This is a genomic window from Ensifer sp. ENS02, from assembly GCF_014851885.1.
GTDB classification, from domain to species: Bacteria; Pseudomonadota; Alphaproteobacteria; order Rhizobiales; family Rhizobiaceae; genus Ensifer; species Ensifer adhaerens.
This window is the reverse complement of sequence record NZ_JACVAO010000001.1, coordinates 310,158-334,859: the sequence shown is the minus strand read 5'-3', so window position 1 is coordinate 334,859 and position 24,702 is coordinate 310,158. Positions and strand designations below refer to the sequence as shown.

General features: G+C 63.7%; 33 protein-coding genes and 1 pseudogene. 24 read left to right on the top strand and 10 right to left on the bottom strand.

What is annotated here, in order from left to right; translation table 11 throughout:
• Positions 1–121: 121 nt before the first annotated feature.
• The 9 genes from IB262_RS01680 to IB262_RS01645 all read left to right on the top strand — a co-directional run bounded on the left by IB262_RS01680 (position 122) and on the right by IB262_RS01645 (position 4,432).
• Complete coding sequence (locus IB262_RS01680; RefSeq protein ID WP_034792964.1) at positions 122–358, top strand: helix-turn-helix transcriptional regulator; 237 nt, start codon at positions 122–124, stop codon at positions 356–358.
• A 546-nt stretch (positions 359–904) separates the two neighbouring features.
• On the top strand, positions 905–1,114 hold the full coding sequence (locus IB262_RS01675; RefSeq protein ID WP_034792962.1) for a cold-shock protein: 210 nt from the start codon (positions 905–907) through the stop codon (positions 1,112–1,114).
• Positions 1,115–1,240: 126 nt separating this feature from the next.
• Positions 1,241–1,516: a hypothetical protein gene (locus IB262_RS01670; protein ID WP_060605329.1), complete on the top strand. Its 276-nt coding sequence runs from the start codon at positions 1,241–1,243 to the stop codon at positions 1,514–1,516.
• Between the two features lie 47 nt (positions 1,517–1,563).
• Positions 1,564–1,800, top strand: a complete 237-nt coding sequence (rpsU, locus tag IB262_RS01665; RefSeq protein WP_034792958.1) for a 30S ribosomal protein S21 — start codon at positions 1,564–1,566, stop codon at positions 1,798–1,800.
• A gap of 43 nt (positions 1,801–1,843) precedes the next feature.
• Entirely contained in the window at positions 1,844–2,065 is a 222-nt protein-coding gene (locus IB262_RS01660; RefSeq protein WP_060516031.1) for a hypothetical protein, read from the top strand.
• Positions 2,066–2,241: 176 nt separating this feature from the next.
• Positions 2,242–2,625, top strand: coding sequence for a hypothetical protein (locus IB262_RS01655; RefSeq protein WP_162728665.1), 384 nt, complete (start codon positions 2,242–2,244; stop codon positions 2,623–2,625).
• A 304-nt stretch (positions 2,626–2,929) separates the two neighbouring features.
• Positions 2,930–3,052: a hypothetical protein gene (locus IB262_RS36405; protein WP_255380515.1), complete on the top strand. Its 123-nt coding sequence runs from the start codon at positions 2,930–2,932 to the stop codon at positions 3,050–3,052.
• A 170-nt stretch (positions 3,053–3,222) separates the two neighbouring features.
• Positions 3,223–4,137 carry a pyridoxal-phosphate dependent enzyme gene (locus IB262_RS01650; RefSeq protein WP_060516029.1) on the top strand — a complete coding sequence of 305 codons (915 nt, stop codon included), beginning with the start codon at positions 3,223–3,225 and terminating at the stop codon, positions 4,135–4,137.
• 115 nt (positions 4,138–4,252) lie between these two features.
• Complete coding sequence (locus IB262_RS01645; RefSeq protein ID WP_192493364.1) at positions 4,253–4,432, top strand: hypothetical protein; 180 nt, start codon at positions 4,253–4,255, stop codon at positions 4,430–4,432.
• A 155-nt stretch (positions 4,433–4,587) separates the two neighbouring features.
• Here IB262_RS01645 and ilvC read toward each other — a convergent pair whose 3' ends face one another.
• Together ilvC and IB262_RS01635 are read right to left on the bottom strand one after the other, a co-directional pair.
• On the bottom strand, positions 4,588–5,607 hold the full coding sequence (gene ilvC, locus IB262_RS01640) for a ketol-acid reductoisomerase (RefSeq protein WP_034792899.1): 1,020 nt from the start codon (positions 5,605–5,607) through the stop codon (positions 4,588–4,590).
• A gap of 178 nt (positions 5,608–5,785) precedes the next feature.
• On the bottom strand, positions 5,786–6,433 hold the full coding sequence (locus tag IB262_RS01635) for a TetR/AcrR family transcriptional regulator C-terminal domain-containing protein (RefSeq protein ID WP_034792897.1): 648 nt from the start codon (positions 6,431–6,433) through the stop codon (positions 5,786–5,788).
• A 230-nt stretch (positions 6,434–6,663) separates the two neighbouring features.
• Between IB262_RS01635 and IB262_RS01630 the strand changes: the two genes are divergently transcribed.
• Positions 6,664–7,242 carry an AAA family ATPase gene (locus IB262_RS01630; RefSeq protein ID WP_192493363.1) on the top strand — a complete coding sequence of 193 codons (579 nt, stop codon included), beginning with the start codon at positions 6,664–6,666 and terminating at the stop codon, positions 7,240–7,242.
• Positions 7,243–7,266: 24 nt separating this feature from the next.
• On the opposite strand, the gene argS is transcribed toward IB262_RS01630, so the two are convergent.
• Both argS and IB262_RS01620 read right to left on the bottom strand, forming a co-directional pair.
• Positions 7,267–8,970, bottom strand: coding sequence for an arginine--tRNA ligase (gene argS, locus IB262_RS01625; RefSeq protein ID WP_112974882.1), 1,704 nt, complete (start codon positions 8,968–8,970; stop codon positions 7,267–7,269).
• 385 nt (positions 8,971–9,355) lie between these two features.
• Positions 9,356–10,204 (bottom strand): LysR family transcriptional regulator, encoded by an 849-nt coding sequence (locus IB262_RS01620; protein WP_034792878.1) that lies wholly within the window; start codon positions 10,202–10,204, stop codon positions 9,356–9,358.
• Between the two features lie 180 nt (positions 10,205–10,384).
• Here IB262_RS01620 and IB262_RS01615 point away from each other — a divergent pair, with 180 nt between their 5' ends.
• The 8 genes from IB262_RS01615 (at position 10,385) to IB262_RS01580 (ending at position 17,255) form a co-directional block, all read left to right on the top strand.
• Positions 10,385–10,993, top strand: a complete 609-nt coding sequence (locus tag IB262_RS01615; RefSeq protein ID WP_112974883.1) for a cysteine hydrolase family protein — start codon at positions 10,385–10,387, stop codon at positions 10,991–10,993.
• A gap of 176 nt (positions 10,994–11,169) precedes the next feature.
• Positions 11,170–12,507, top strand: coding sequence for an efflux RND transporter periplasmic adaptor subunit (locus IB262_RS01610; protein ID WP_034792871.1), 1,338 nt, complete (start codon positions 11,170–11,172; stop codon positions 12,505–12,507).
• A 19-nt stretch (positions 12,508–12,526) separates the two neighbouring features.
• Complete coding sequence (locus IB262_RS01605) at positions 12,527–14,470, top strand: MacB family efflux pump subunit (RefSeq protein WP_112974884.1); 1,944 nt, start codon at positions 12,527–12,529, stop codon at positions 14,468–14,470.
• Positions 14,471–14,562: 92 nt separating this feature from the next.
• On the top strand, positions 14,563–14,844 hold the full coding sequence (locus tag IB262_RS01600) for a hypothetical protein (protein WP_112974885.1): 282 nt from the start codon (positions 14,563–14,565) through the stop codon (positions 14,842–14,844).
• Between the two features lie 105 nt (positions 14,845–14,949).
• Positions 14,950–15,375 carry a hypothetical protein gene (locus IB262_RS01595; RefSeq protein WP_112974886.1) on the top strand — a complete coding sequence of 142 codons (426 nt, stop codon included), beginning with the start codon at positions 14,950–14,952 and terminating at the stop codon, positions 15,373–15,375.
• Between the two features lie 166 nt (positions 15,376–15,541).
• Positions 15,542–15,940 carry a hypothetical protein gene (locus IB262_RS01590; protein ID WP_034792862.1) on the top strand — a complete coding sequence of 133 codons (399 nt, stop codon included), beginning with the start codon at positions 15,542–15,544 and terminating at the stop codon, positions 15,938–15,940.
• A gap of 44 nt (positions 15,941–15,984) precedes the next feature.
• Positions 15,985–16,683 (top strand): Type 1 glutamine amidotransferase-like domain-containing protein, encoded by a 699-nt coding sequence (locus tag IB262_RS01585; protein WP_112974887.1) that lies wholly within the window; start codon positions 15,985–15,987, stop codon positions 16,681–16,683.
• Positions 16,683–17,255, top strand: coding sequence for a nucleotidyltransferase family protein (locus IB262_RS01580; protein WP_060516017.1), 573 nt, complete (start codon positions 16,683–16,685; stop codon positions 17,253–17,255). The genes IB262_RS01585 and IB262_RS01580 overlap by 1 nt, the downstream gene beginning before the upstream one ends.
• A gap of 66 nt (positions 17,256–17,321) precedes the next feature.
• Here IB262_RS01580 and IB262_RS01575 read toward each other — a convergent pair whose 3' ends face one another.
• Positions 17,322–17,549: a DUF1127 domain-containing protein gene (locus IB262_RS01575; protein ID WP_112974888.1), complete on the bottom strand. Its 228-nt coding sequence runs from the start codon at positions 17,547–17,549 to the stop codon at positions 17,322–17,324.
• A gap of 109 nt (positions 17,550–17,658) precedes the next feature.
• Between IB262_RS01575 and IB262_RS01570 the strand changes: the two genes are divergently transcribed.
• Positions 17,659–18,576 (top strand): LysR family transcriptional regulator, encoded by a 918-nt coding sequence (locus tag IB262_RS01570; RefSeq protein WP_089043506.1) that lies wholly within the window; start codon positions 17,659–17,661, stop codon positions 18,574–18,576.
• Positions 18,577–18,585: 9 nt separating this feature from the next.
• Here the strand turns inward: IB262_RS01570 and IB262_RS01565 are convergent.
• A pseudogene (locus IB262_RS01565) lies at positions 18,586–18,669 on the bottom strand (DUF2280 domain-containing protein); the annotation flags it as partial.
• A 33-nt stretch (positions 18,670–18,702) separates the two neighbouring features.
• Between IB262_RS01565 and IB262_RS01560 the strand changes: the two are divergent.
• Positions 18,703–18,894: a hypothetical protein gene (locus tag IB262_RS01560; protein WP_060582751.1), complete on the top strand. Its 192-nt coding sequence runs from the start codon at positions 18,703–18,705 to the stop codon at positions 18,892–18,894.
• Here the strand turns inward: IB262_RS01560 and IB262_RS01555 are convergent.
• On the bottom strand, positions 18,891–19,166 hold the full coding sequence (locus tag IB262_RS01555; protein ID WP_246802555.1) for a hypothetical protein: 276 nt from the start codon (positions 19,164–19,166) through the stop codon (positions 18,891–18,893). The genes IB262_RS01560 and IB262_RS01555 overlap by 4 nt on opposite strands.
• A gap of 251 nt (positions 19,167–19,417) precedes the next feature.
• Here IB262_RS01555 and IB262_RS01550 point away from each other — a divergent pair, with 251 nt between their 5' ends.
• A complete protein-coding gene (locus IB262_RS01550) occupies positions 19,418–20,167 on the top strand; it encodes an SDR family oxidoreductase (protein ID WP_089043505.1) in 750 nt (249 codons plus the stop codon).
• A gap of 234 nt (positions 20,168–20,401) precedes the next feature.
• On the top strand, positions 20,402–20,821 hold the full coding sequence (locus tag IB262_RS01545; protein WP_112974889.1) for an NUDIX hydrolase: 420 nt from the start codon (positions 20,402–20,404) through the stop codon (positions 20,819–20,821).
• 73 nt (positions 20,822–20,894) lie between these two features.
• Here IB262_RS01545 and IB262_RS01540 read toward each other — a convergent pair whose 3' ends face one another.
• A complete protein-coding gene (locus tag IB262_RS01540) occupies positions 20,895–21,347 on the bottom strand; it encodes an Lrp/AsnC family transcriptional regulator (protein WP_089043503.1) in 453 nt (150 codons plus the stop codon).
• 119 nt (positions 21,348–21,466) lie between these two features.
• Between IB262_RS01540 and IB262_RS01535 the strand changes: the two genes are divergently transcribed.
• Positions 21,467–22,450 (top strand): nucleoside recognition domain-containing protein, encoded by a 984-nt coding sequence (locus IB262_RS01535; RefSeq protein WP_112974890.1) that lies wholly within the window; start codon positions 21,467–21,469, stop codon positions 22,448–22,450.
• A gap of 10 nt (positions 22,451–22,460) precedes the next feature.
• On the opposite strand, the gene IB262_RS01530 is transcribed toward IB262_RS01535, so the two are convergent.
• Both IB262_RS01530 and ftrA read right to left on the bottom strand, forming a co-directional pair.
• Positions 22,461–22,973 carry an Imm26 family immunity protein gene (locus IB262_RS01530; protein ID WP_210337603.1) on the bottom strand — a complete coding sequence of 171 codons (513 nt, stop codon included), beginning with the start codon at positions 22,971–22,973 and terminating at the stop codon, positions 22,461–22,463.
• A 68-nt stretch (positions 22,974–23,041) separates the two neighbouring features.
• Complete coding sequence (ftrA, locus tag IB262_RS01525) at positions 23,042–24,070, bottom strand: transcriptional regulator FtrA (protein ID WP_112974891.1); 1,029 nt, start codon at positions 24,068–24,070, stop codon at positions 23,042–23,044.
• 86 nt (positions 24,071–24,156) lie between these two features.
• On the opposite strand from ftrA, the gene IB262_RS01520 reads away from it, so the two are divergent.
• The gene (locus IB262_RS01520) at positions 24,157–24,588 is read left to right on the top strand and encodes a rhodanese-like domain-containing protein (protein WP_060582746.1); all 432 of its coding nucleotides are present in this window, start codon (positions 24,157–24,159) and stop codon (positions 24,586–24,588) included.
• Positions 24,589–24,702 lie beyond the last annotated feature (114 nt).

Here is a 24,702-nt window from a genome sequence, read left to right as displayed (position 1 = left end):
CTTCTCGCTTATATTAGCGACGCCCTAGGTTCGCACTCATCTGCCTTGAGTCGCATTTCAGTTTTGGGCCCCCTTCAACCGGCAGCGTTCTTTGCCGGTGGACCAACGAAGGAGACACTTCATGTCCTTTAAGAAAGACCTAACCAAGGCTCCAGGCGCATCTCTGTCCCGCGTCAAAATCGGAGCCGCCATCAAGCGTTCGCGTGAAACCGCCGGTTATTCGGTTGACGATCTGTCGGTCACGACAGGCCTGACGGAAATTGAAATATCCAAGATCGAGCTCGGCGCCGATACCGATCCCGCCAAGCTGCAGCGCATCGCCGCCGCACTGCAGGTCTCGCCGCAGACCTTCACCTGAAAAGCGGGGGCGGTGCGCGACAGATACGCGTACCGCCGCCTGACCTCCCCTGCCACCGCTGTCCGGCGTGTTTCCTTTACCCCGTAGCCGATTAAAGGACAAAAGCATGCAGGATTTCAGAGTTCTGCAGCGACCTTCGCCCGTCTGACAAGACGCCCGGCGCTGTCGGCCGCGATGCGGAAGGCCAAGCCAGACTTCTCCTGACAGCAATCACACAAATGCACCGCCTCCAAAGCGGTCGCGCTGTCGGCTGACCCATGCGCCATATTCAGTCTCCATCGGCAGGGACCGAGCGTTCAATAGAAAGAAAAATAGCGGCACGAAAACCCGCATTTTCAGGCCTTTGACAAGGCTTATACAAGGACGGGAAAATAGATAATTTAATATTTTCATTGAGTTTCAAAAAGTATCGTCTATATATCAACTCATCGAATATTGCTTGTGACCTTTGACACAGCGCTTATGCGCGGCCAGATCTCCTCTCAAATATCGATCACCGCCAGAGAAATATTTTCTGGCAAACTCCACGATTGAAAGGAAATCGTCATGGCTTCGGGCACTGTAAAGTGGTTCAACAGCACCAAGGGCTTCGGCTTTATTCAACCGGATGACGGCAGCACCGACGTGTTTGTCCATATCTCCGCAGTAGAACGCGCTGGTCTGCGCTCGCTCGCCGACGGTCAGAAGGTGACCTTCGACGTCGTCGCCGACCGCAAGTCGGGCAAGAGCTCGGCCGACAATCTGCGCGCCGAATAATTTGTCATTCGCCCTTCTCTGACCACGGATGTACTGGCAGGAAAGGCTTGAATGACGGGAAGAGGTCGGGGAACAACCCGGCCTTTTTGCATCTTTGGCCCCTTCACTTCCGATATGGAGCTCGTCATGAGCCGCACGGCCTGCGAGATCGGCGACAGGGTCAAACTGAGGGCATCCGCCACACAGTCGGCCTTGATCAGCCCCTTCGGCGTCATCGTCGGCCTTTTGCCCACGGAAGATCGCGGCGAGCCCCGCTTTCGCGTACGGGTCGACGGTGAGACATTTGAACGCTCGGTCCTTGCGACCGACATCGAACACGCCGAGACCGCCACACCGGACCCCGCTCAGGCGGAAGCTACCGGCCCCTGGCTCAAGAAACTGAGCGCCAAGCGCGGCAGATAGGCGCATGCGCCTCGCCCGCGCTGCAATCGACAACAGGAGAACATGTTTTGCAGGTACTCGTTAGAGACAACAACATCGACCAGGCTTTGCGCATTCTGAAGAAGAAGATGCAGCGCGAAGGGCTTTTCCGCGAGTTCAAGGCCCGCAGCAGCTATGAAAAGCCGTCGGAAAAGCGCGTGCGGGAAAAGGCGGAAGCCGTCCGACGCCAGCGCAAGCTGGCGCGCAAGAAGCTGCAGCGCGAAGGCCTGCTGCCCAGCCCCAAGAAGGCGGCGCGCACGCGCTGACCCCTCTGGGTCGGCAGCACCCGCCCGTTTCAGGAGACAGGTCATGACGCCCAACGCTAACGCAGCATTCAAGCCGGCCAAGACCTCCGCGAGCGACAAGGCGGCCGCAACCGATCATACGGCGAGAGCCATCGTTGCGGCTGAAAAGATCGCCCGCGACAAGAAGACCGAAAAGCTCAAGGCGCAACGCCTTGAGCGCGCCGCCGCCGAACCGGCCGCGGAGGTGTCCGCAAGCAAGCCGACCCGGAAATCGCGCCGGTCCTGACTGACACAGAAACCACACCCTCCTGGCCGCCGGCAACGGGCGTCACCCTGAGGTCACCCCAGCACGGTCCACCCGAGACGGAAAGACGCTCCGGGGGTAGAATTCCTGGAAGAGCGCCTTGCGCGCTCGCACGCATGCGCCACGCAAACGACAGTTCCCATCAACAGGAGGGGCCTATGTCATCCGCAGAGCAGCATCCACTGATTCCCTCGGACCTTGCCATGCTCGACGGCGTGCTGCGGCGCGCGGGCTTTCACCAACATGTCGACCTTGATGACCAGGAAAGCCTCCGTCTTGCCGCCGTCTTTCTGATCGGCAGGTTCCAGGCGGGCGTTATCACCGCCGATGCCCTGCTTTGCGAGCTTCAGGGCCGGAGCGGGCAGCGCACTCCGCGTCAGATTGAAACCGCAAATCTCGAACAGTGGGAGAACGATGGCGGCGCGCCGCAGAGGCGCAGCGCCGTTACCCGCTACACCGGCGCCCGACGCCTCCCCTGGCCGGAGGCCGTGCCGCCCCGGGACCTTGCCTCGTTTGCTTGCAAAGGCCCCAAATCGGGATGAGGCTTGTGTGCTGGAACGCAAAAGGGTGCCGCCAAGGGGATCTTCCTTGTGCCGGACACTTTTGAGGCGCATGGTTTGACGATCGACACGGGCCGACTTGGCTTATCGCGGTGTGAGGGGCTCTCGAGCCGCCATATCCTCCTTTATCGACAGCAGCGCATGCGCGCGTTCGCGCCAAGGCGAGCCGCCGTCTGGCCAATTTCGCGGGCTGGGTAGCCATTGTCGTCACTGCCGAATTGCGGGCACGGCATTTCGCTCGAACGAACGGCGACGAGCCACCGCTTACTCACGATTGGACGAACCCATGTTCCACACGCTGACACACAGACTTCGCCGATACGACTATACCCTGGCGGCAATCAAGGCGTCGCTCGTCCTGTCCCTGCTCTTCGTCGCGTTCGTGACGCTGAGCGGCCTCTTGTGGTGACGGCCGCCGCAAATCCATGATGTTCCGTGAGATGACACGCAGCCATCCGCGGCGGAGTGCTTCCCCATATTGCGCCGACGTGGCGATCGGGGGCAAATTGCCTCACGATTCTCCCTGAGCTCCGTCACACCGGGGCACCCATCGGCATCGCGCCCGCAACGGAACATCTCATGCCACTTCACCTCGAAACTCCGCTGATCGAATCCCTGCCGCTGGGGCTTGCCTCGGGCCGCTCAATCTTTCTGAAGATGGACGCGCTGCAGCCACCGGGTTCGTTCAAGATCCGCGGCGTCGGCGCTGCCTGCGAGCACCACGCGCGCGCCGGCAAGCGGCGCTTCGTCTCCTCCTCCGGCGGCAATGCCGGCATGGCGGTCGCCTATGCCGGGCGCATGCTTTCGATCCCTGTATCCGTCTTCGTTCCCGAAACGACGACCGAGCGCGCGAAGGGCCTGATCCGCCAGCAGGGCGCCGACGTCATCGTGCACGGCGCCGCCTGGGATGAGGCGAATGCCGCCGCCCTCGCCTCCCTCGATGCCGACACCGCCTTCATCCATCCCTTCGACGACCCGCTGCTGTGGACCGGTCACGCGACGATGATCGACGAGGTCGCGCGATCCGGCCTCGCCTTCGATGCCGTGGTGCTGTCGGTCGGCGGCGGCGGACTGTTTGCAGGCGTTGCCGAGGGGCTCGCGCGCAACGGGCTTGACCACGTGCCGATCCTTGCCGTCGAGACCGAAGGCACCGCTTCGCTGGCCGCCTCGATGGACGCGGGCACGCTGACGGAACTCCCCTCCGTCAGCGGCATCGCAACGTCGCTCGCCGCCCGCAAGGTCAGCGAGCGCGCCTTCGAGCTGAGCCAGACGCGCCCGGTCGAGAGCGTCGTCGTCAGCGACACGGACGCCGCGCAAGCCTGCATCCGCTTCCTCGACGACCACCGCGTGCTGGTCGAGCCCGCCTGCGGCGCCGCCCTCGCCGTCGCCTACGCCCACGCCGACCGGCTGGCGCGCTTCGAGCGCATCCTGATGATCGTCTGCGGCGGTGCGACGACGACGGTCGAAAGGCTGCAGGCCTGGCAGGAGTTTTGAACCAAGCGCCCGGCCTCCCGGCCATTGATATCAGGTTGATCTGGAAATCACCTCTGCGCGAACTTATGTCCGGTACGAAACCAAAGCGTGTTCCGGCTCGCGGCAGGGAAGGCAGATGCTTGATACGTTCATTCGCCATGCGACGACCACCCTCCGGGTTCTCTGGTGGATGACGATCGTCGGCACGGCGACCACTTTCGGCACCCTTTACGGCTGGCAGGGTTACGGCTTGGACGGTGGTTGGTTTCACCGCTGGCGCGGCCTTTGCCGCCCTGTTCCCCGAAATCTGTCTTGAGCTGTTCGGAAGGGTCTTTCTGGGCGTCTTTCGGCTTCTCTGGGATTAGTCTGACCCAATTCCAGGAAAAGCGTGAAGCTATCCGGGAGATGTATGCCAAACGAAAAAAGCCGGAGCATGCGCCCCGGCTTTCTCATTCAACCGTTCGATAAGGCTTAGTTCTTCGCCTTGTCGACCAGCTTGTTCTTGCCGATCCAGGGCATCATGCCGCGGAGCTTGGCGCCGACTTCTTCGATCTGGTGGCTGTCGTTGACGCGGCGGATGCCCTTGAAGCGAGCCGCACCCGACTTGTATTCCTGCATCCACTCGGAGGTGAACTTGCCGGTCTGGATGTCCTTGAGGACGCGCTTCATCTCGGCCTTGGTTTCTTCGGTGATGATGCGCGGACCCGTGACGTATTCGCCCCACTCGGCCGTGTTCGAGATCGAGTAGTTCATGTTGGCGATGCCGCCTTCATAGATCAGGTCGACGATCAGCTTCACTTCGTGCAGGCACTCGAAATAGGCCATTTCCGGGGCGTAGCCGCCTTCGACCAGCGTTTCGAAACCGGCGCGGATGAGCTCGACGAGACCGCCGCACAGAACGACCTGTTCGCCGAAGAGGTCGGTTTCGCACTCTTCCTTGAAGTTGGTCTCGATGATGCCCGAACGGCCGCCGCCGACGCCGCAGGCGTAGGAGAGAGCGAGGTCAAGGGCGTTGCCCGAAGCGTCCTGGTGAACGGCAACGAGGCAGGGAACGCCGCCGCCCTTCTGGTATTCGCCGCGAACCGTGTGGCCCGGGCCCTTCGGCGCGATCATGACGACGTCGAGCGAGGCCTTCGGCTCGATCAGGCCGAAGTGAACGTTGAGGCCGTGGGCGAAAGCGATCGCAGCGCCGTCACGGATGTTGCCGGCGATTTCGGCCTTGTAGATTTCGGCCTGGAGTTCGTCCGGGGTCGCCATCATGATGAGGTCGGCCCACTTGGCGGCTTCTGCTACCGAGAGAACCTGGAGACCGTCGGCCTCGACCTTGGCAGCCGTTGCCGAACCCGGCTTCAGAGCGATGCGGATTTCCTTGGCGCCGGAATCCTTGAGGTTCAGCGCATGGGCGCGGCCCTGGCTGCCGTAGCCGACGATGGCGACCTTCTTCGACTTGATCAGGTTGATATCGGCATCACGATCGTAATAGACGCGCATTGTTGTGGTCCTTCCCGTTGTTTGTCAGTTGCTTCCGCTGCATTACCCGGGAGCTCCGGGCCCTGCAGCAATTCCTGGTGTCGCAGCGACCTTTGCGCTTCTTTCAAAGCGCGGCGCTGTGACTTTTCTTTGCCGCAGCGACCTTTACGCTTCTTTCGAAGCGCGGCGCTGCGGGCCGTTACCTTTTCGTGCCGTAAAGCGAAAGGAAGGCGGATACCGCCTGCTCCGCCTTGCGGCCAAAACTTTGTCTCATCTCGCCGGCCTCTTCGCCGAGCAGCATCTTCAGATGCCAGTCGGAGACGATCAGCCCATAAAGCGCGCCATAGGCCTCGTCGGCATCGTCGAACGTCAAGAGGCCTGCCTTGCGGCCGGCTTCGAGCAGCGCTGCGGCCCGGCGGCCGATCTGCCGACGCCCGCGTTCCTGCAGCATGTGGCCGAGCTTGGAGCCGTCGCGGCTCGCCTGGCCGATCGCCAGACGGTTGAGCGCCAGCGACACGTCACCGGCGAGAACCTCAAGCAGATCCTTGGCAAAAACGATCAGATGCCGCTGCAGGCTCTCGGCATCGAGCGCGCGGGCGGCAACGTCCTGCGTGCGCACCTTGCTCGCCTGGAAGCCGATCATCGCCGAAATCAGCCCGTCGCGATCGCCGAACCACTTGTAGAGGCTTTCCTTGGAGCAATTGGCAGCACGCGCGATGCCGGCCGTCGTCAGCGCCTTTTCGCCGCCGTCGACGAGAAGTCGCAATGCCTGCTCGAGAACGGCGCCCTGACGTTCCGTCAGCCCCTCCCCGGCATTCGCCTCTCTCATCGCCACAGTCATCTGCACGCTGCCTCGCCCTCGATCAGTACCGTACGGTACGGTTCGCATTCTTCTAGTGAAGCCTCTCCAGAGCGTCAAGACGATTCTTGCAAAGGGGCGAAATTTCGACGGTGACGGCGCAGAAGCCGCGCCATAGGGTGCGAACCGACGGAATGGAGGTCGACCTGCCCTCGTCAGACGTAGGTGTTTGATCGTGGCGCGGTCGATCACGCGATCGATGGAATGGAGTCCAACGCATGCAGCAGCCGGCCCTCGGGATCCTGATTGGAGGAAGCTCGCATGTCGGGAAGTCGACACTCGCCAGGGCTCTCGCAAGTTCGCTCGGGCGGGAGCTGATCTCGACGGACGATTTGGGCCGCCATCCCGGCAGGCCCTGGCCGTCGGTCCGTCCTCAGGTCGCCGAGTATTATGCAAGCCTGACCGACGAGACCATCCATTGGTTCCTGAAGGTGCACCACGAAAACATGTGGCCGCGCATCCGCCAGATCATCGAAAGCCGCCTGGAACACGCTCAACCCTTCGTGCTTGAAGGTGCCGCGCTCCGGCCGGAATATATGGCTCAACTCGAACAAGAGGACATCCTCCCCTTGTTTCTCTACGCGGATGACACTTTCCTGCGCCGGCGCATGCTGGAAGAATCTCGGCGCGCAGATGCTGACGGGACGAAGGCCGCGATCATCGACAAGTTCATCGAGCGCTCGATCCGCGAAAACAGAGAGATGCTGGCGGCTGCCGGAGCCGCCGACATCCGGTGTATCGATGGCGCGGCGCCCGGGGCCCTCGACGCCTTGGTGAAAGAGTTTTCGGCGGCCTGATCACCGAGGTCGGCCAACCGAACGTTACATGCGCCGCACCGGCTCCATTCCAAGAAGCTCGAGGCATTTCCCGATGACCCGTGCGACCAGCCTGCATGTGGCAAGCCGACCCGACGGATCGTCTGCCTTCAGCACCGGGCAATCCGCGTAGAAGCGGCTGAACGCATCTGCCACCTGGTAGGCCCGGTCGGCGATCTCGAAGGATTCGAGCTGTTGCGCCGCCTGCGAAAGCGCATGCGGATACCAGAGACATTCCATCAGCACGGCCCGCTCGGACGGATGGCTGATCGAGACCATCTCGGCTGGAACCATGCCCGCCTCCTCGGCCTTGTCCAGGATCGATGAGATCCGGGCGTAGGCATATTGAAGATACGGACCCGTCCGCCCCTCGAAAGAGGTCATCCTGTCGATGTCAAAAACATAACCTGTGTTTCGCGGCGTGGAGAGGTCGGTAAACTTCAGGGCGCCGAGACCGACGGCCGTGGCCGCCTCGCCGTCAGTCACCTTTTCCGACGACTTGGCAAGCGCCAGATCGATCATGTCGCCGAGCGATGCGGCCGACCCGTCGCGGGTCTTGAAGGGCTTGCCGTCGCTGCCACGAACGGTGCCGAAGGTCGCGTGCCGCAGTTCGACGCCATCGGCATAACCTGCCGTCCGCGCCGCCGAAAACACGCTGGCAATATGCAGCGCCTGCCGGTCGTCGGTGCAATAGACGATCTGCTCTGCACCGAGATCGCGCACCCGCTGGCGCAGCGTCGCGAGATCCGTCGTGCCGTAAAGCGCAGCGCCGTCGCTCTTCTGAAGAAGCAGAGGTGGTGCATTGTTTGGAAGTCCGTCACCGGCGACATCGATGACAAGAGCACCGTCGCTCTCTCGAGCGAGCTTGCGGGCAACGAGGTCGGCAAGCATGGGCGCGACTTCTGCATGCGCATCGCTTTCCCCTTTGAACAGGTCGAAATGCGCCCCTAGCACTTGTGCTGTAGCCGAGATCGCGACCAGGGAAATGGCCCGCATGCGCCCCCAGGCCGCGGTCAGGAGTGGATCTCCGTCCTGCAGTCTCGTGGTCAGCATCCGCGCCTGCGCAAGCGACGTCTCGTCCTCGCAGGCCGCATTGCCCGACCTGTAGAGAATGCCAAGTTCATCGACGGTCATGGCATCGAATGCGCGGGGATCGATGAAGGGCGCGGGATCGCCGACTTTCCATCCGGCGGCCAGGGCCGCACCCAACAGAAGCTTGCCCATCTGCAGGCCCCAGTCGCCGAGATGGATATCGGACAGCACGTCGTGGCCGATCTCAAGCAGGATGCGCCGCAGGCTTTCGCCGATGACGAAGGAACGCAGGTGCCCGACATGCAACGCCTTGGCGACGTTGGGTCCGCCGAAATCGATGATGGTGCGCAGCGGCTGCACCTTCTCGGCGGCAAGCGACCCATCGGCCAGCATCGCCGTCGCCTCCGCGGCAACCGCCGCATCCGTCAGCCGGACGTTGATGAAACCCGGACCGGCGACGGACACTTCCGCGAATTCTTCGCCGCGCGCCGCCTCGGCAACGTCAGCGGCAAGTTCGCGCGGATTCCGGCCGGCGGATTTTGCCAGCCGCATCATGTCGTTGCATTGGAGATCGCCGAACTCGGGCCGTGTCGACCGGGCGATGGAGGGTTCGGCCTTAAGGCCGTTCAGTTCATAGGCGCGAGCAAGGGCTGCGAGTGCTGCCGATTTGACGGACATGGATCATTTCCTGAAATTGCATGAAAAGGAGCGCAAAAGCGTTGAGAGCTTCAGCGTCGTCGTTCTGCAATTTTCGGAACCATGTTCATGGCAAACCTCGAGATTGAAGCCCTTCAATAGTCCGTTCGGTGACCGCTGGCAATGTTATGATCGGCTGCGCCGTCACTACGTTGGTGTGGCTCAGAAGGCCCCCTCTTCCGCCTGGCGGCACCCACTCGCCCAACAAGGCCCGCCCGATTTCCCGCTAATCGCGGACCCCGTTCGCGGTGCCGGCAGCATGGCACGTCACCTATCCCCGCCTGCGGGGAGAGGGTTATTCCTCGGGTTAAACCCGATGAGCGGGGCAATGCCTCTGAACGCGCGAACACCACGCCTCAACCAACACCTACTTCCACCCCCGAACCGCCTCTTCGATGAAAGCCGCGACCGCCGCCACGCTCGGCACGCGCGCCCGTTCCGGGTGCATCATCAGATAGACTGGGCGCTCGGCGGCCGCCCCCGGTTCGTCCACCGCCTCGAAACGCGGATCGCGTGAGGCCGAAACCTCCGGCAGCATCAGTTCGGCGCCGAGCGAAAGGGCCGCCTCCATCAGGATCTCCAGCTTGTCGGCCGTCAGCGCCACGCGGGCATCCGGTCTGAGCCGGTCAAGCGCCTGCATCTCCGGCACATGGGCGAGTGCCGGGCCGTAGCGCACGACCGGGCATGGGCCTTCTCCCTGCCCCCTCGGCCGGAACAGGCGGAAACGCAGCGTGCCGAGGCTCTTCACCCGCACGCTGTCTTCGCCGGTGCGCGCCATGCGGATGGCGATGTCGGCCTCGCGCCGCTCGATGCTCAGCATCTGGTTGTCGGCAACGAGATCGAGGGTGAGGCCCGGATGGCGCTGTTCGAGGCGGGCAAGCGCCGGCGCCAGGATGGCGCTCAAGACGAAGCCGATGCTGGTCACCCGTACCTGGCCCTGCAGTTCCGCCGTGCGCCGCAGCAGCGTCGCCAGCGACAGCGACGCCTCCTCCGAGATCGTCCGGAGCCGCTCGACGACGGGGGAAAGCACCGGCGTCGGCGTCAGCCGGCCGTCGATGCGGTCGAACAGCGCCGCCCCCACCCGCCGCTCCAGCGCCGCAAGCCGGCGCGACACCGTGGTCTGGTCGACACCAAGCGAGCGCGCCGCCTGGCTGAGCGTCGCACCGCGCACCAGATGATCGAGCAGTTCGAGATCCGCCCATCCCCCTGCATTCATGCAGATAGTCCTCCGAAAAATTCGGATCACTCTGCGCCAACGCAGCCGCTAAGATCAAGCCCATAGACCGACCGGTTCGACGAACCAACGCCAGGGCTACGGCCCCGAAAACCACCGCCCGGCCAGGGCTGCCTTCCACCCAAACACCCTGCACCGTCCGCACAAACAAGGAGCCTTCCCATGTCCGATTCCGCGCCCGCAGCAACCCTTTTCACACTTGCCGGCGTCACGCTCGCCCCGCCGCCGCTTGGCGAAGCGACGCTGGTGCTGATCGACTACCAGAACGAATATCTGGCCGGCCCCGTGCGCCTGGTCGAGCCGGAAGCGGCGATCGAAAAGGCGCGGCAGTTGCTGGTCGCCGCTCGCGCCGCCGGCGCGAAGATCATCCACGTCGCTCATAAGGGGGCCGCCGGCGGCATGTTCGACCGGGGGGCGCGCCGCGGCGCGATCGTCGATGCGCTGACGCCAATCGCCGGCGAAGCGGTGGTCGAGAAGATCCGGCCCAACGGCTTTTCGGACACCAACCTTGCCGAAATCATTGGGCCGGCCGGCACGCCGGTGATCTTCGCCGGCTTCATGACCCACAATTGCGTGTCGTCGACGGCCCGCGCGGCCAAGGATCTCGGCTACGGCATCACCATCGCAGCCGATGCCTGCACCACACGCGACCTGCCATCGGCAAGCGGCACCATCTCCGCCCGTGCCCTGCATGAGGCCGAACTTGCCGGCCTTGCCGACCACCACGGCGCGGTCGTCAATGTCGCCGCGCTGATTGCGGCACGCAGCTGAGAGACCCGTCGTTCCCTTCGAAAACGGGCGTCCGCAGCTGCGGGCGCCTTTCTCTTGCCATGCAGATGGCGAAGATTACGAAAATATAATGATCTCAATGCTTTTCGCCGGGTCCATTCGCTTCTATTTTTGAACCTATCCATTTTGGCATCGGCGATGCCGGTTAGGCGCAAGCGATGAACAAGACAGCCAAGACGGCGCGAGCCGACACCACGCCCCGAGACGATGCGGCGCCCAACGTCACCTTCATTCCCGGTGCGGTGAAGACGGTGAAGCGCAGGCGCCGCTCGCGAGCCTGGCTGTGGCTGCCGGTCATCCTCGCCGTCGCCGGCGCCGGCTATTACGGCTGGACGCGCTATGGAGAGAACCCGGCCTCGACCGCAATGGTGACCGAGGTGGTGACCCGCGGCGACATCGAAAACAGCGTGACCGCCGTCGGTACGCTCGACGCGGTCAATTCCGTCGATGCCGGCGCCCAGGTCTCCGGCCAGTTGAAGGCGCTGCATGTGGCGATCGGCGACACGGTCACGCAAGACCAGCTCGTCGCCGAGATCGATCCGGCCACCATCGAGAACCGCATAGAGATCGACCAGGCGGAGCTTGCCAACCTTCAGGCCCAGCTCATTTCCAAGAGGGCGCAGCTCGTCCTCAAGCAGGCCAATATCGACCGCCAACGCAATCTCGTCGAAACCCGGAGCGTGGCGCAATCGACGCTCGACCAGGCGATTGCCGATCTCGCCGCCGCCGAGGCCGACGTCAACGCCATCGAGGCGCAGATCCGCAAGCAGCAGGCGACCCTTGCCGGCGACAAGGTCGATCTCGGCTACACCAAGATCTACGCGCCGATCTCGGGCACCATCGTCGCCAACCCGGCCAAGGCCGGCCAGACGCTGAACGCCAACCAGACGACGCCGACCATCGTCACCATCGCTGACCTCTCGACCATGACCGTCAAGGCGCAGGTGTCGGAAGCAGACGTCACCCGGCTGAAGGTCGGCATGGATGCCTATTTCACCCTGCTCGGCCAGCCCGGCAAACATTTTGCCGGCAAGCTTCGCCAGATCCAGCCGATGCCGGACACGGCCAACAACGTCGTGCTCTATTACGCACTCTTTGACGTGCCCAATCCCGAAGGCGAACTGATGATGTCGATGAGCGCCCAGGTGTTCTTCGTGCAAGCCGCCGCCAAGGACGTATTGATCGTGCCGAGCGGCGCCTTGAGCCATCCGGCCAAGGGTACGGGAGATGCAACGGGTGAGAGCAACGGCCGACGCGACGGCCAGAGAAACGGAACCGGAAGCGGGCCCCGCAAGGCGCAGGTGACCGTGGTTACGGCTTCCGGCGCGCTCGAAACCCGCGACGTCGAAATCGGCATTCGCAACCGCGTCAGCGCCGAGATCAGAAGCGGCCTCCAGGAGGGCGAGAAGGTGGTCGTCAGCACCGGATCGACAGGGAGCGGCAACGCCCGCGACAACCGAAACCAGCGTGGCATGCGCATGCCGCCGATGTTCTGATCCAAGCTCGATAGTGGCCATGACCCCGCTTCTCTCACTCAGGCACGTCAGCAAGACCTATTTCAACGGCGACCTCGCCGTCGAGGTTCTGCACGGCCTGTCGCTCGATATCGAGGCGGGCGAGTTCGTGGCGATCGTCGGCCAGTCGGGTTCCGGCAAGTCGACGCTGATGAACATACTCGGCTGCCTCGACCAGCCGACCGGCGGCGACTACCTGATCGATGGCGAGAGCGTCGCTACCCTCGACAGTGACGAGCTCGCGGCCCTTCGCCGCCGCACCTTCGGCTTCGTCTTCCAAAGCTACAACCTCATCCCGACAGCAAGCGCCAAGGAAAATGTCGAGGTACCGGCCGTCTACGCCGGCATGTCCGCCCGCGACCGGCACGACCGCGCCGAGGCGCTGCTTGAAGCGCTGAAGCTCGGCGAGCGCCTCGACCACCGGCCGGGCCAGCTGTCGGGCGGCCAGCAGCAACGCGTCTCCATCGCCCGCGCGCTGATGAACGGCGGCCGGGTGATCCTGGCCGACGAGCCGACCGGCGCGCTCGACAGCCAGAGCGGCTCCGACGTGATGGCGCTGTTGCGCGACATGAACGAGCAGGGCCACACGGTCATCGTCATCACCCACTCGCGCGAGGTCGCCGAACAGGCCGACCGGCTGATCGAGATCCATGACGGCCGCATCGTCGCCGACCGCGCCAAGAAAGCCCGCGTCAACGCCGAAGGGGCGGCCGCCCTCGCCCGCCATGTCAGCGAAGGCTCGGCCGCGATCGCCGACGTCACCGAAGCGGTGAAGATGGCGTTCCGGGCGCTGAAGGCCAATCTGTTCCGCACCATCCTGACCCTGCTCGGCATCGTCATCGGCGTCGGCTCGGTGGTCGCGATGCTCGCGATCGGTACCGGCGCGCAGGATTCCGTTTTGAGCCGCATCTCGTCGATGGGCTCGGATCTGCTGGTGGTGCGGCCGAGCATGGCGAATTTCCGCGGCAGCGCGGGCGGCAGCAACGTGACGCTGGTGCCCGCGGACGCGGACGCGATCCTGGAGGTGCCGAATGTCGCCTTCGCCGTGCCGGAGATGACGAGCTCCGTCACGCTTCGCCGCGGCAATGTCGACTATCAGACCACCGCCAACGGCACCGTACCGCAGTTTACGACCGCCAAATCCTGGAAGATGGCCAAGGGCGAGTTCATCAACCAGAACGACATGGACACCTACGCACCTGTGGCCGTACTCGGCCAGACGGTCGTGAAAACGCTCTTTCCAGACGGCGACAACCCGATCGGGCAGTATGTGCTGGTCAACAAGATCCCCTTCCAGGTGATCGGCGTGATGGCGGAAATGGGCGCCACCTCCTTCGGCAACGACCAGGACGACGTGGTGCTGGTGCCGCTTTCGACCGGCAGCATCCGCCTCTTCGGCCAGCGCAACATCCGCACCATCACCGTTCAAGTGAAGGACGGTTCGGCGATCGACATCACGCAGCAGACGGTCCAGGCGCTGCTCGACCAGCGCCACAAGCGCCAGGACACGCAGATCACCAACATGTCCTCCGTGCGCGAGGCCTTCACCGAGACCTCGAACACGCTGAAACTGTTCCTCGCCTCGGTCGCCGCGATCTCGCTGCTCGTTGGCGGCATCGGCGTCATGAACATCATGCTCGTCTCGGTCAGCGAGCGTACCCGCGAAATCGGCGTGCGCATGGCGACCGGCGCCCGCCAGCGCGATATCCTGTTGCAGTTCATCATCGAGGCGCTGGTCGTCTCGGCGATCGGCGGCACGCTCGGTGTGGCGCTCGGGCTTGGCACCGGCGCGCTTGCCGGCCAGTTCGGCATGCCCGTTTCCTTCACCCTCGGCCCGGTGGCGCTCGCCTTTGCCTGCGCCTTCCTGACCGGCCTCGTCTTCGGCTTCCTGCCCGCCCGCAACGCCTCGCGCCTGCAGCCGGCGGTGGCGCTGAGCGCGGATTAGGCAAAAGCCACGCTCCTGCCCGCCAGACGATAGACAAGTGTCGCGACACGACCCAAGATGGCAGGCATTGCATGCTTGGGGGATGATTCGCGATGTGGAAGGCGTTTGCTGTCTTTTACTGCCTGTTGGCGACGTTCGGCGTCCTGCTTGGCGGCTACATCATGGCGGGCCGGTCAGTGCCGATGTCGACTATCGGCCTTGGCCTGGCTTCCGTGGCCTTCGTGATGGCGTTCGCCACCATCACGGCCGGAAGCGACGTGGGCGTCACGAACCTCATCTGGCTGGTGCTCGGCCTGGCTCTCAACTATTTCAGCTGGCTCGGCGTCTGGCGCTATGGACGGCGCATGGCGCAGCAACCGGCGCAAGCGCGGTAGAGGCAAGCGTTGCAGGATCTATTCCAGGCTGGTGCGGATCCTGCGGCAAAACCCCGTTCCTTCTGAGGACGGACGAAGCATTCTGGTTGGGAGATAGGCGTCGCGATGTGGAAGGCGTTTGCAGTTCTCTATGGGCTGCTTTTCATTTTCATGCTGTCATCGGCTTTCGTCACGCTACCCCCTGAAATCGCGGTGCAGCTGTCGTCCGCCGACCGAGCCCTGTTCTATGCGGGCCTGGCCGTGGAATTTGCTGCCATGATAGGCGTCTTTGCCTATGCCTTCGGCCTGAGGGTCCCGCCCTTGCCATTTTGGCGGCCATTCAGCTGGGTTCTCGCCTGCTGGTGTCTCTACACGTTGATGGCCGATGCCTGGGATCTCGTCACGCTCATTTCCAGCCCCCAGCCCGGAGACGAAGGCCTGCTGTCGGCCTCCCTCGGTTTGCTGTTCCTGCTCCTTCTCAGCTATTTCGGCTGGCTCGGCGTCTGGCGCTATGGCCGCCGCATAGAGCAGCAGCCGGCCGCGATGGGCTGACAGCGAAACGTCAGCGCGCCAAGCACTCCGGTGAAAGAATGAGAGAGCGGGCGGCATGCAGGCCGTTTGAGGCGTAAGGCCTTGCGACAACCTCGCCCGCCGAACGATAGACAAGGCGCCCATCACCGCCGAAGCTGCCACCAACGCAGATACAGGATGATTCGCGATGTGGAAGGCATTTGCAATTTTCTACGTGCTCAGCCTTGCTTTCGGCCTGGTCATAGGCGCGACGCTGCTCCTGAGCTTTTGGGACGAGATGGCATACGGGATCAAGATCCTCGGCGGCGTCAGCCTGGTCATGGCGTTGGCAACGGCGATCGGTCTCGTCGCTTACGCCTTTAATCTGCAGGTCCCGCCGTTCGGGTTCTGGCGGCCCTACAGCTGGCTGCTCGGCATCCTTCTCGGCGGCCTGTCGCTGATCAGCGTCGTGCGATTTGCCGGTCAGTTCGAAGGCGGTGACGACCTCACTACTCTGCTCTGGCTTTGCCTGTCGCTTCTCGTCAACTATTTCAGCTGGCTCGGGATCTGGCGTTACGGCCGCCGGGTGAAGGCGATCGCGGGCTAGCCCGAGCGAACCGGCCTATAGCCCTTCGTCACGACAGGAAAGACATGCTCAACCTCGTCCTCTACAGCGACCAGATCGTCCCCGCCTGCTCGGCGATCGACCTCAGGCTTGTGGAGATGATGGCGGCACGCGGCGCTGGAAAACGCATCGCCTATGTCGCCTCCGGTCCGGAACCGGACCGCGGCTTCTTCCTTGCCGGGCAGGGCTATTACGGCAGGCTGGGTCTCGATCTCGCGCTGTTCTTCGATCTCGACGAACCGCATTCGGCAGACGACATTGCAGGGCTCTTCGCCTCAGACGCCATTCACCTTGCAGGCGGTCACACCGGCGGCTTTCTCGAACGGCTGAAGCGAAGCGGCATGCTCGGGCCGCTTCGCGACTGGGCACAGTCCGGCGGCATCCTCATCGGCGTCAGCGCCGGCGCCATTCTCATGGCGCCGACGATCGCGACCGATGCGCTCTTCATCGGTGAACGGCCCGAGGACATCGAGGACGGCGCTGCACTCGATCTCACGCCCTTCGAGTTCTTCCCGCACCTGAGCGACGACAAGAGCTACCTGCCCGCTCTCTTGCGCTACAGCCTGTCGACGCCGCGACCGATCCTTGCCTGCAACGACGGCGACGGCATCGTCGTTGCAGACGGGCGGATCGAGTGTCTTGGAGATCCTCTATGGATCTCGGCGGGAGCCGCGCGAGCACCGGCGGAAAGCATGCTTCAAGGCTTCATGCCGATGCAGATTTGATGACGGACCTGCAGACTATCATCCTGAAGAGCCCGCTCTTGGCTCCGATCCTCGATCGCTGGGACCGGATTGCCCTGCCCGATGGCTGGCTGGCGGCCGGCGCGATAGCGCAGACCGTCTGGAACCATGCCTTCGACCTGCCGCCGACGCACGGCATCAGCGATATCGACATCGTCTATTTCGACGGTGACGACCTCTCGCAAGAGGCGGAGGCCACGCATGCGAAGCGGATCGAAGGCCTGTTTGCGGATCTACCCGTGCGGATCGACGTCAAGAACGAGGCACGCGTTCACCTCTGGTACGAGGACAAGTTCGGCACGCCGATCAGGCCCTATCTATCGACGCGAGACGCGATCGCTACATTTCCGACGACTGCAACCGCCGTCGGACTTCGCCCGTCCCGGGGCGGACTGGAGACCTGCGCCCCTTTCGGCCTTGAGGACCTGCTCGCACCGATCGTGCGCGCCAACAAGAGCCAGATCACCCGCGCCATCTACGAGCGCAAAGTGGAACGGTGGCGCGCCCTTTGGCCGGGCCTTGCGATCGAAAGGTGGGACGTGAGGCCGGCTTGAGACGAGACGCTCCTGTCACTGGCGCCCCACCAGTTGTGGTCGGGAACAGTGCGCGGGCCGAAACCGCTACATCGCGCCCGCCCGTGCGGAGTCCGCATGCGGAACGACGACGGCCCCTTCGCGCGCCGGAACCGGCGCAACCTTGCGCCTTCCAAGCTGAGCTTCCGCCTCCGTCAGGCCGATATCGGCCAGATGCTCAGCATCCAGTTCGCGCAGTTGCTGCAATTGCCAGTACCGCGAGCGCGGCGAAGCAACGAGATAAAACCGAGTTCCCGAATCATGTCGAACATCCATGTTTCTTTTCCAACCATGGAAACAGTCTGCGCCTCGACATCTCCTAAAAGAAGCTTAGCATTCCTATTCCACGCATAAGAGAAACTTTGACAATAAGAGAAACCTGGGCATGAGTGCTCTCAACCTCGATTATCTCAAAACCTTCGCGCTGGTCGCCGAACTCGGCAGCTTCTCGGCCGCCGCCGAGCGCTTGGGCCTGACCCAGCCGGCGGTCAGCCTGCAGGTGCGGGTGCTGGAGAAGCAGCTCGGCGTGCGCCTGGTCGAGCGGGTCGGCCGCAGGGCGCGGCCGAGTGCGGCCGGCGAGGAGCTGCTGGCCCATGCCGGCAGCATCGAGGCTGCCACCAGCCGGGCGATCGAGGCCGTCGCCCGCCACGCCAAAGGCGTTCTCGGGCGCGTCCGGCTCGGCACCGGCGCCACCCCGTGCGCCTTCCTGCTGCCGCCGCTTCTGGCCGATCTCAAGCGCCGCTTTCCCGATCTCGACATCACCGTGACAACCGGCAACAGCGCCGACATCGTCCGCGCGGTCGACGAGAACCTCATCGACATCGGCCTCGTCAGCCTGCCCGTCTCCGGCCGCATCTTCGACATTACGCCGCTTTTCGACGAGCGCTTCGTGGCGATTGCGCCGCTCGGGACCGCCCTGCCCGATACCGTCACGCCCGCGATCCTGGCTGAACGGCCGCTGATCCTCTACGAGCCCGGCGCCAACACGCGAAGGATCACCGACGAATGGCTGGCCACCACAGGCACGACCGTCAAGCCGGTGATGGCGCTCGGCAGCGTCGACGCGATCAAGGAGATGGTCGCCGTCGGCCTCGGCTCAGCCCTCGTTCCGGAAATCGCCCTTCGCCCCGGCGACCGGGAACGGCTGGTGGTGCGGCCCGTCACCCCAACGCTCTTCCGCCGCTTCGCCCTGGTGCTTCGAAGCGACAAGCGGCTGGACCGGGCGCTGCGCGAAACGCTCGCCGCGCTGAAGACAACGGCAACTGGACTAGATACGCCCGAGGGCCGGACGCAGGGCCGCTAAAGACGCCGCAGCGACGACGGGCGGGCTGTCGAAGCATGCCAGAGCCTTTACGATGTAGGTCTTGACCTCATCGCTTAGTTTTGGTTTGGCCATTGATCTGTCAAAGTGCAGTCAAAGGAGCAAGCAGTGACGAAGTACGATCCCGACAGATTGAAACTCCGCATCCAGGGACGCGGCCTGAACACATGGAACTGGCAGCTACTGCTTGATGGCAAGCAGCTCATAAAATCCGGAACCATCTCGGGCTCAAGACGCAATGCCGAAGTCGCGGCTGAGGCAGTGTTGCGCGATATGTCAACTGCGCCGGATAAAGACTAAGCGAATAGAAGCTGGCAGGTGCCGCAGGCATGCGCGATCTGCACTCTGGCGATCTCGGGTTTCTGGTTGGCTGTATCGACCATGGCCCGGACGCCGGCAGCATCTGCACCATTATGTCTGACCACGCCGGCGAACGCCTCGGACGTCGTGTGCACGGACGATGAAGACTGGGCGGCCGGGTTGTGGCCGCGATAGTCGGTCAGTGCCGCCTCCCCGGCGATCAGCCGGAAGGCGTCAGGCTTCGCCACCATCGACCAGAGCCGCCTCTTCATGCAGGCCGTGCAGTTGCATTCTCCGTGCCGGCGCTGATGTCGAGGTCCGCCTCGATCCGCGCCGCGCCGCAATGGCGGCTGCCGCCATAGGTCCTCAGCATCCCTTCTTCCCTGCCCTCGTTGTCGGCCCGGACTATGCCACCGGGGCGATCGAGAATCTGCGCCGTCACAATCACCGATCGGAAATCGGGTGGGCGCTGATGCCCGCCGGCAGTAGTCAGGGCGCATCAATCAAGAGAAGGGAAAAGTCCATGACCATGCTGCAAGACAAGATCGTGATCGTCACCGGCGCCTCCTCCGGCATCGGCCGTGCGGTCGCCAGGCTCTTTGCCGCCGAGGGTGCGAAGATCGTCGCCAACGCCCGCGGCGAAGAGCAGCTTGACGCCGTCGTCGAAGCGATCCGCGAAGACGGCGGCGAAGCGATCGCGGTTGGCGGCGACGTCACCGCGGAAGAAACCCATATCCGGCTGGTGGAAGCGGCGCTCAAGCATTTCGGCGGCCTCGACATCGCCGTCAACAATGCCGGCGCGGTCAACGTCATGAAGCCGGTCGCCGAGATCACGTACAAGGAATGGCAGCAATCGCTTGCCACCAACCTCACCTCCGCCTTCCTCGGCGCCCGCCACCAGATCCCGGCAATGCTCGCGCGTGACGGCGGCTCGCTGGTCTTCACCTCCACCTTCGTCGGCACCAGCGTCGGTATTCCCGGCATGGCCGCCTATGGCGCGGCAAAGGCCGGCCTGATGGGCCTCGTCAAGGGCATCACTGCCGACTATGGCGCAAAGGGCATCCGCGCCAATGCGCTCCTGCCCGGCGGCGTCGACACGCCGGCGGCCGGCAGCAAGGAAAACAAGGAATGGGCGGCCGGCCTGCACGCCATGAAGCGCATCGCCCAGCCGGAAGAAATCGCCCAGGCCGCCCTCTTCCTCTCAGGCCCGATGGCAAGCTTCGTCTCCGGTGCGGCGCTCTTTGCCGATGGAGGGAACGCTGCGGTGAAGTAACGGCAGCTCAAGCGCCGGGGGCAGATTTCCAGTCATGCTCCCGGTCAACCGGCTTTTCCGGTCCAGATAAGACGACGCCTGTCAGAATGGTATAGCCGGAAAACGCCGGGTTGTGTCACACCAGAAACAATCATTGCGAGCGTTGCCAAATTGCAAGATCTTCGGCTTTGCAAAAAATCGGGATTCATCGAAGACGAGAGTTGAGCTTCGCTCAGCAAGCGCAGGGTTTCGCAAATGGCCTTCATCCCCTTCAAGGGCGCAAAAATCGCATTGCTCTTTCAGGGGCTTTTGATTGCCTACCAGCGTGATCAAAAGCCGGAAATCCCCTTCCCCGGCATGTGGGATCTTCCGGGGGGCGGACGGGAGGATGATGAGAGCCCGGTCGAGTGCGCAATCAGGGAGACCCGCGAGGAGTTCGATATTGCGGTCGATCCGGCGTGGATCGTGTGGACGCGGTATTATCCGGCACAGCATACGACCGCCCCCGGAAGTTACTTCCTTGTTGGCAAGCTCGAAGAGGGTTTCGGGCCTGTAAGGTTTGGCGACGAGGGCCAGCAGTGGGCAATGATGTCGATCGCTGACTTCCTGAACCACCCTGAAGTCGTCGACAGTTTGAAGAGCAGATTGCGCGATTATCTCGTCGAAAACACTTGATCGGGATCCCGTCGGGACCGCCGGCCCATCAGCGCCTGTCGTTTCGGGTCGTTCCCCACGGTTCGGCGTCTTCTCACACCGGTATCTCCGTCGTCTCCTTGCCGGTACGGATCACGAAGGCCGTGTAATAGCGCGCGACATTGGTTTCCTCGCGAAACAGCCGTTCGGTCAGCGCGTCGAGCTCGTCCATGTCTTTCAGCCGCAGCATCAAAATGGCGTCGGTCTCGCCGCTGACGCTGTAGGCCTGGATCACTGCCGGCTCCTTTTCCGCCATGTCGAGGAAGCGGCGGATATATTGTTCGCCATGGCGCTCGAGCTCGACTGTGATGATCGCCTTCATGGTGCGACCAGCCTTTGCCGGATTAAGCACCGCGACGATCCGGTCGATGACGCCGGTCTCGTGTAGCCGCCTGATGCGGCGCAGGCAGCTCGATGGCGAAAGGCCGACCTCTTCCGCAAGCTCGGCATTGGTGCGCGAGGCATCCACCTGCAAGAGCCTCAAGAGCTTTCTGTCGATCTTGTCCATCCCCGTCCGTCCCCCTGTTGCGGTCATTTGCAATTTTATTGCACAAAGGTGCATATTTTGACCACAACTGCGAACGGCCTGGCGTTAGTCCTTGGACAACATCCCAAGGAGAGACCGCCATGACCGTCCTGATCATCCTCTACCGCAAGACACTTGCCACCCTCGAAGTCTACTTCGATCTGGTGCGCATCATCGTGCCCGTCACCATCGTCACCCATGTGCTGCAGGAACTCGGCGTGATCCGCGCGGTCGCACCCGCCTTCGAGCCGGTCATGACGGTGATCGGCCTGCCGCCCGAGTTTGCCTTCGCGTGGCTCACCGGCCTGCTCGTCGGCATCTGGGGCGCCGTCGTCGTGGTCTTCGCGCTGGTGCCGGTCTCGGAGCTGACGACTGCCGACATGACGGTGTTTCCAGCGCTGATGCTGGTGGCCCATGCCATCCCGATCGAACAGCGCATCATCCAGAAGGCGGGCCCAAGCTTCCTCGTCACCGCCGCGATAAGGATCGGCGGCGGCCTCATCTTCGCAGCCCTCCTGCATCAGCTCTTCGCCGTCACCGGATGGCTTGCAACCCCGCTCGCCCCCACCTGGATCCCGGCCAACGAGGGCTCCGGCTGGGTCGCCTTCGCCTTCGGCACGCTGAAGACGCTTCTGACCATGCTCGTCGTGCTGCTCGTGCTCAGTTGGACGATCGAGATCCTCAAGCTCGTCGGCATCCTCGCATGGCTGAACCGGGGCATGGCGCCGCTCTTTCGCCTTGCGGGCGTCAAGACCGAGACCGTGCCCTTTGCCGCCGTCGGCGTGCTGCTTGGCATTTCCTATGGTGGCGCGCTTCTGATCCGCGAGGCGCGCGAGGCCAAGGTCGAGCCGCGCCAGGTGTTCCTCGCCTGCGTCTTCATGGGCTTCGGCCATAGCCTCATCGAGGACACGCTGGTGGTCGTGGCGCTGGGGGCGGATTTCACCAGCGTCTTCTTCGGCCGGCTGGTCTTTGCCATCGTCGCCACGGCCATCGTCGCCAGGGCGATCGCCGCAGCACCCGACGCCGTGTTCTTCGGGTCGTTCTTCCGCAAGGACGGCGGCGAGCCTGCCTTGTCGGAGGCGTAGCGGCCAGCGGCTAAGGTCGGCTTGGGGATGTCAGGCGCGAGGTGTCGATTTTCAACGCCTCCACCCATCGGTTCGGCCGCCCCGCCGCATGATCGCGTAGTCGGTCAACGACGTGCCCCGGTTCCCACACCGCGGCACGTTCGAGGCCCTCACATTCGGCAAGGGAGGCCGGGCGCTCAAAACTCTGGTCGGCGAAGGTGGAATGATAGAGAAACAGGCGGCCGTTGATGACGTCCTGCTTGAAGAAGAACGGCTCCCGCGCACTTTCTGGCGTCAACGGTCGCGAAGCGATCACTGGCCAGAGCCCACTGGTCACCGCATGCCTGGACACACCAAGTGTAAACGCGACGGGCAGAGCGGGAATTTCCTCGACTGAGAGGTCTGCTGTGAACACGCCTTCGAAGAAGACGATCAACGGCTCGCTCGCAACCTGCGCATAGGAGTGCCCACCAGAGCCCAGATCGACGCGCAGGATATCACCCACCTTGCGCTTCACTCGCTGTGACTTTGAAGTCGTTGTCACAATCGCCTCGTGCCTACCTATAACGTCCACTCGCCCGCATCACATACCGGATCAACGTTCCGCGAAGGTTACTCCGCAGCCACGTTTGTGGCCGGCCCCGCCATCCGTCCGAAGGCGGCACGGTAGGCGGCGGGTGTCGTCGAAAGCTGCTGGCGGAAGTGATGACGCAGTGTCTGGGTGGAGCCGAAGCCGGAGGCTTCCGCCACCTGCTCCATGCCGAGCGCGGTCTCCTCCAGCAATTGCCGGGCGCGCGACAGCCGCTCGGACAAAAGCCAGCGCGCCGGCGTCGTGCCGGTCGCCGCCTCGAAGCGGCGCAGGAAGGTGCGCTCGCTCATGCCCGCAGCCTTTGCCAGCGCCGCAATCGAAAAGTCCTCACCGAGCCGTTCGCGCATACGGTCAAGCAGCGGCCCGAGCCGGGCGCTCTCATGCACGTCGGGCACCGCCCGCTCGATGAACTGTGCCTGGCCGCCATCGCGATGCGGTGGCACGACGAGACGGCGGGCGACGCGGTTGGCCGCCTCGCTGCCGAAATCGCGGCGGATCAGGTGCAGGCAGAGATCGATGCCGGCCGCACTGCCAGCCGAGGTCAGAACCTCGCCGCCATCGACATAGAGCACATCCGGCACCACCTCGATGTCTGGATAAAGCGCTTTCAGCTTGTCGGTATAGCGCCAGTGGGTCGTCGCCCGCCGGCCCGATAGCAGCCCGGCAGCCGCCAGCACGAAGACGCCGGAGCAGATGGAAAGCACGCGCGCGCCCCGCGCGCAGGCGTCCCTCAGCGCCTGGCACACCGCCTCGGGCACGGGCTGATCGGCGCCGCGCCAGCCGGGCACGATGATCGTGCCGGCGTGGCCCAAAAGCTCGATGCCGCCGTCGGCGACAAAGCGAACGCCGCCGGTCGCCCTAAGCTCACCCGGATCGGCCGAGGCGACGGCAAAGCGGTACCAGCCCTCGCCCATTTCCGGCCGCGGCAGGCCGAACATCTCGACGGCGACGCCGAACTCGAAGGTACAGAGCCCGTCATAGGCGAGCGCCACGACGAGCGGGTTTGTGAGTGGTGCGGCAACGGAAAACGACTTTGGCATGATCTTGAGCATATATGGCAATGTTGCCAACTGCCAGCCCTGATCCAGCGCTGCTACACATATCCTCGTCAACGCGCACCGAGCCAAGGAGAACCCCGATGAGCACCGTCACCGAAATTCCCGCCGCATCGCCTGAGATCGCCATTGCCCATTTTGCCGGGCGGCTCAGCGTCGAGACCGATTGCTCCGACGTCGCCCAGGCGCTGAAGAGCGGCGAGCAGGACTTCGTGCTGCTGCACGTCGTCGGCTCGGATGCGGCCTATGCGCGCCGCCACGTGCCGGGCGCGATCCACCTGCCCCACCGGCAGATCACTGCGGAGCGTTTGGCCGAGTGGCCGGCCGATACCCTCTTCGTCGCCTATTGCGCCGGCCCCCATTGCAACGGCGCCGACCAGGCCGCACTCAAGCTCGCCAGGCTCGGCCGGCCGGTGAAGATCATGATCGGCGGCATCACCGGCTGGGAAGACGAAGGCCTCGCCTTTGCGACCGGCGCTACCCCCGGCGAAGCGCAGGCTCTGCTCGCTGCTTAAGCCGGCGCCAAACGCCCTTTGCAGCGCCGCACGCCTTGCCGGATGCGCGGCACTGCAGCATTTTGGATCGCGATCGATTTCAGCCTGAAATCGATCGCGATTGCGGCAAGTGAT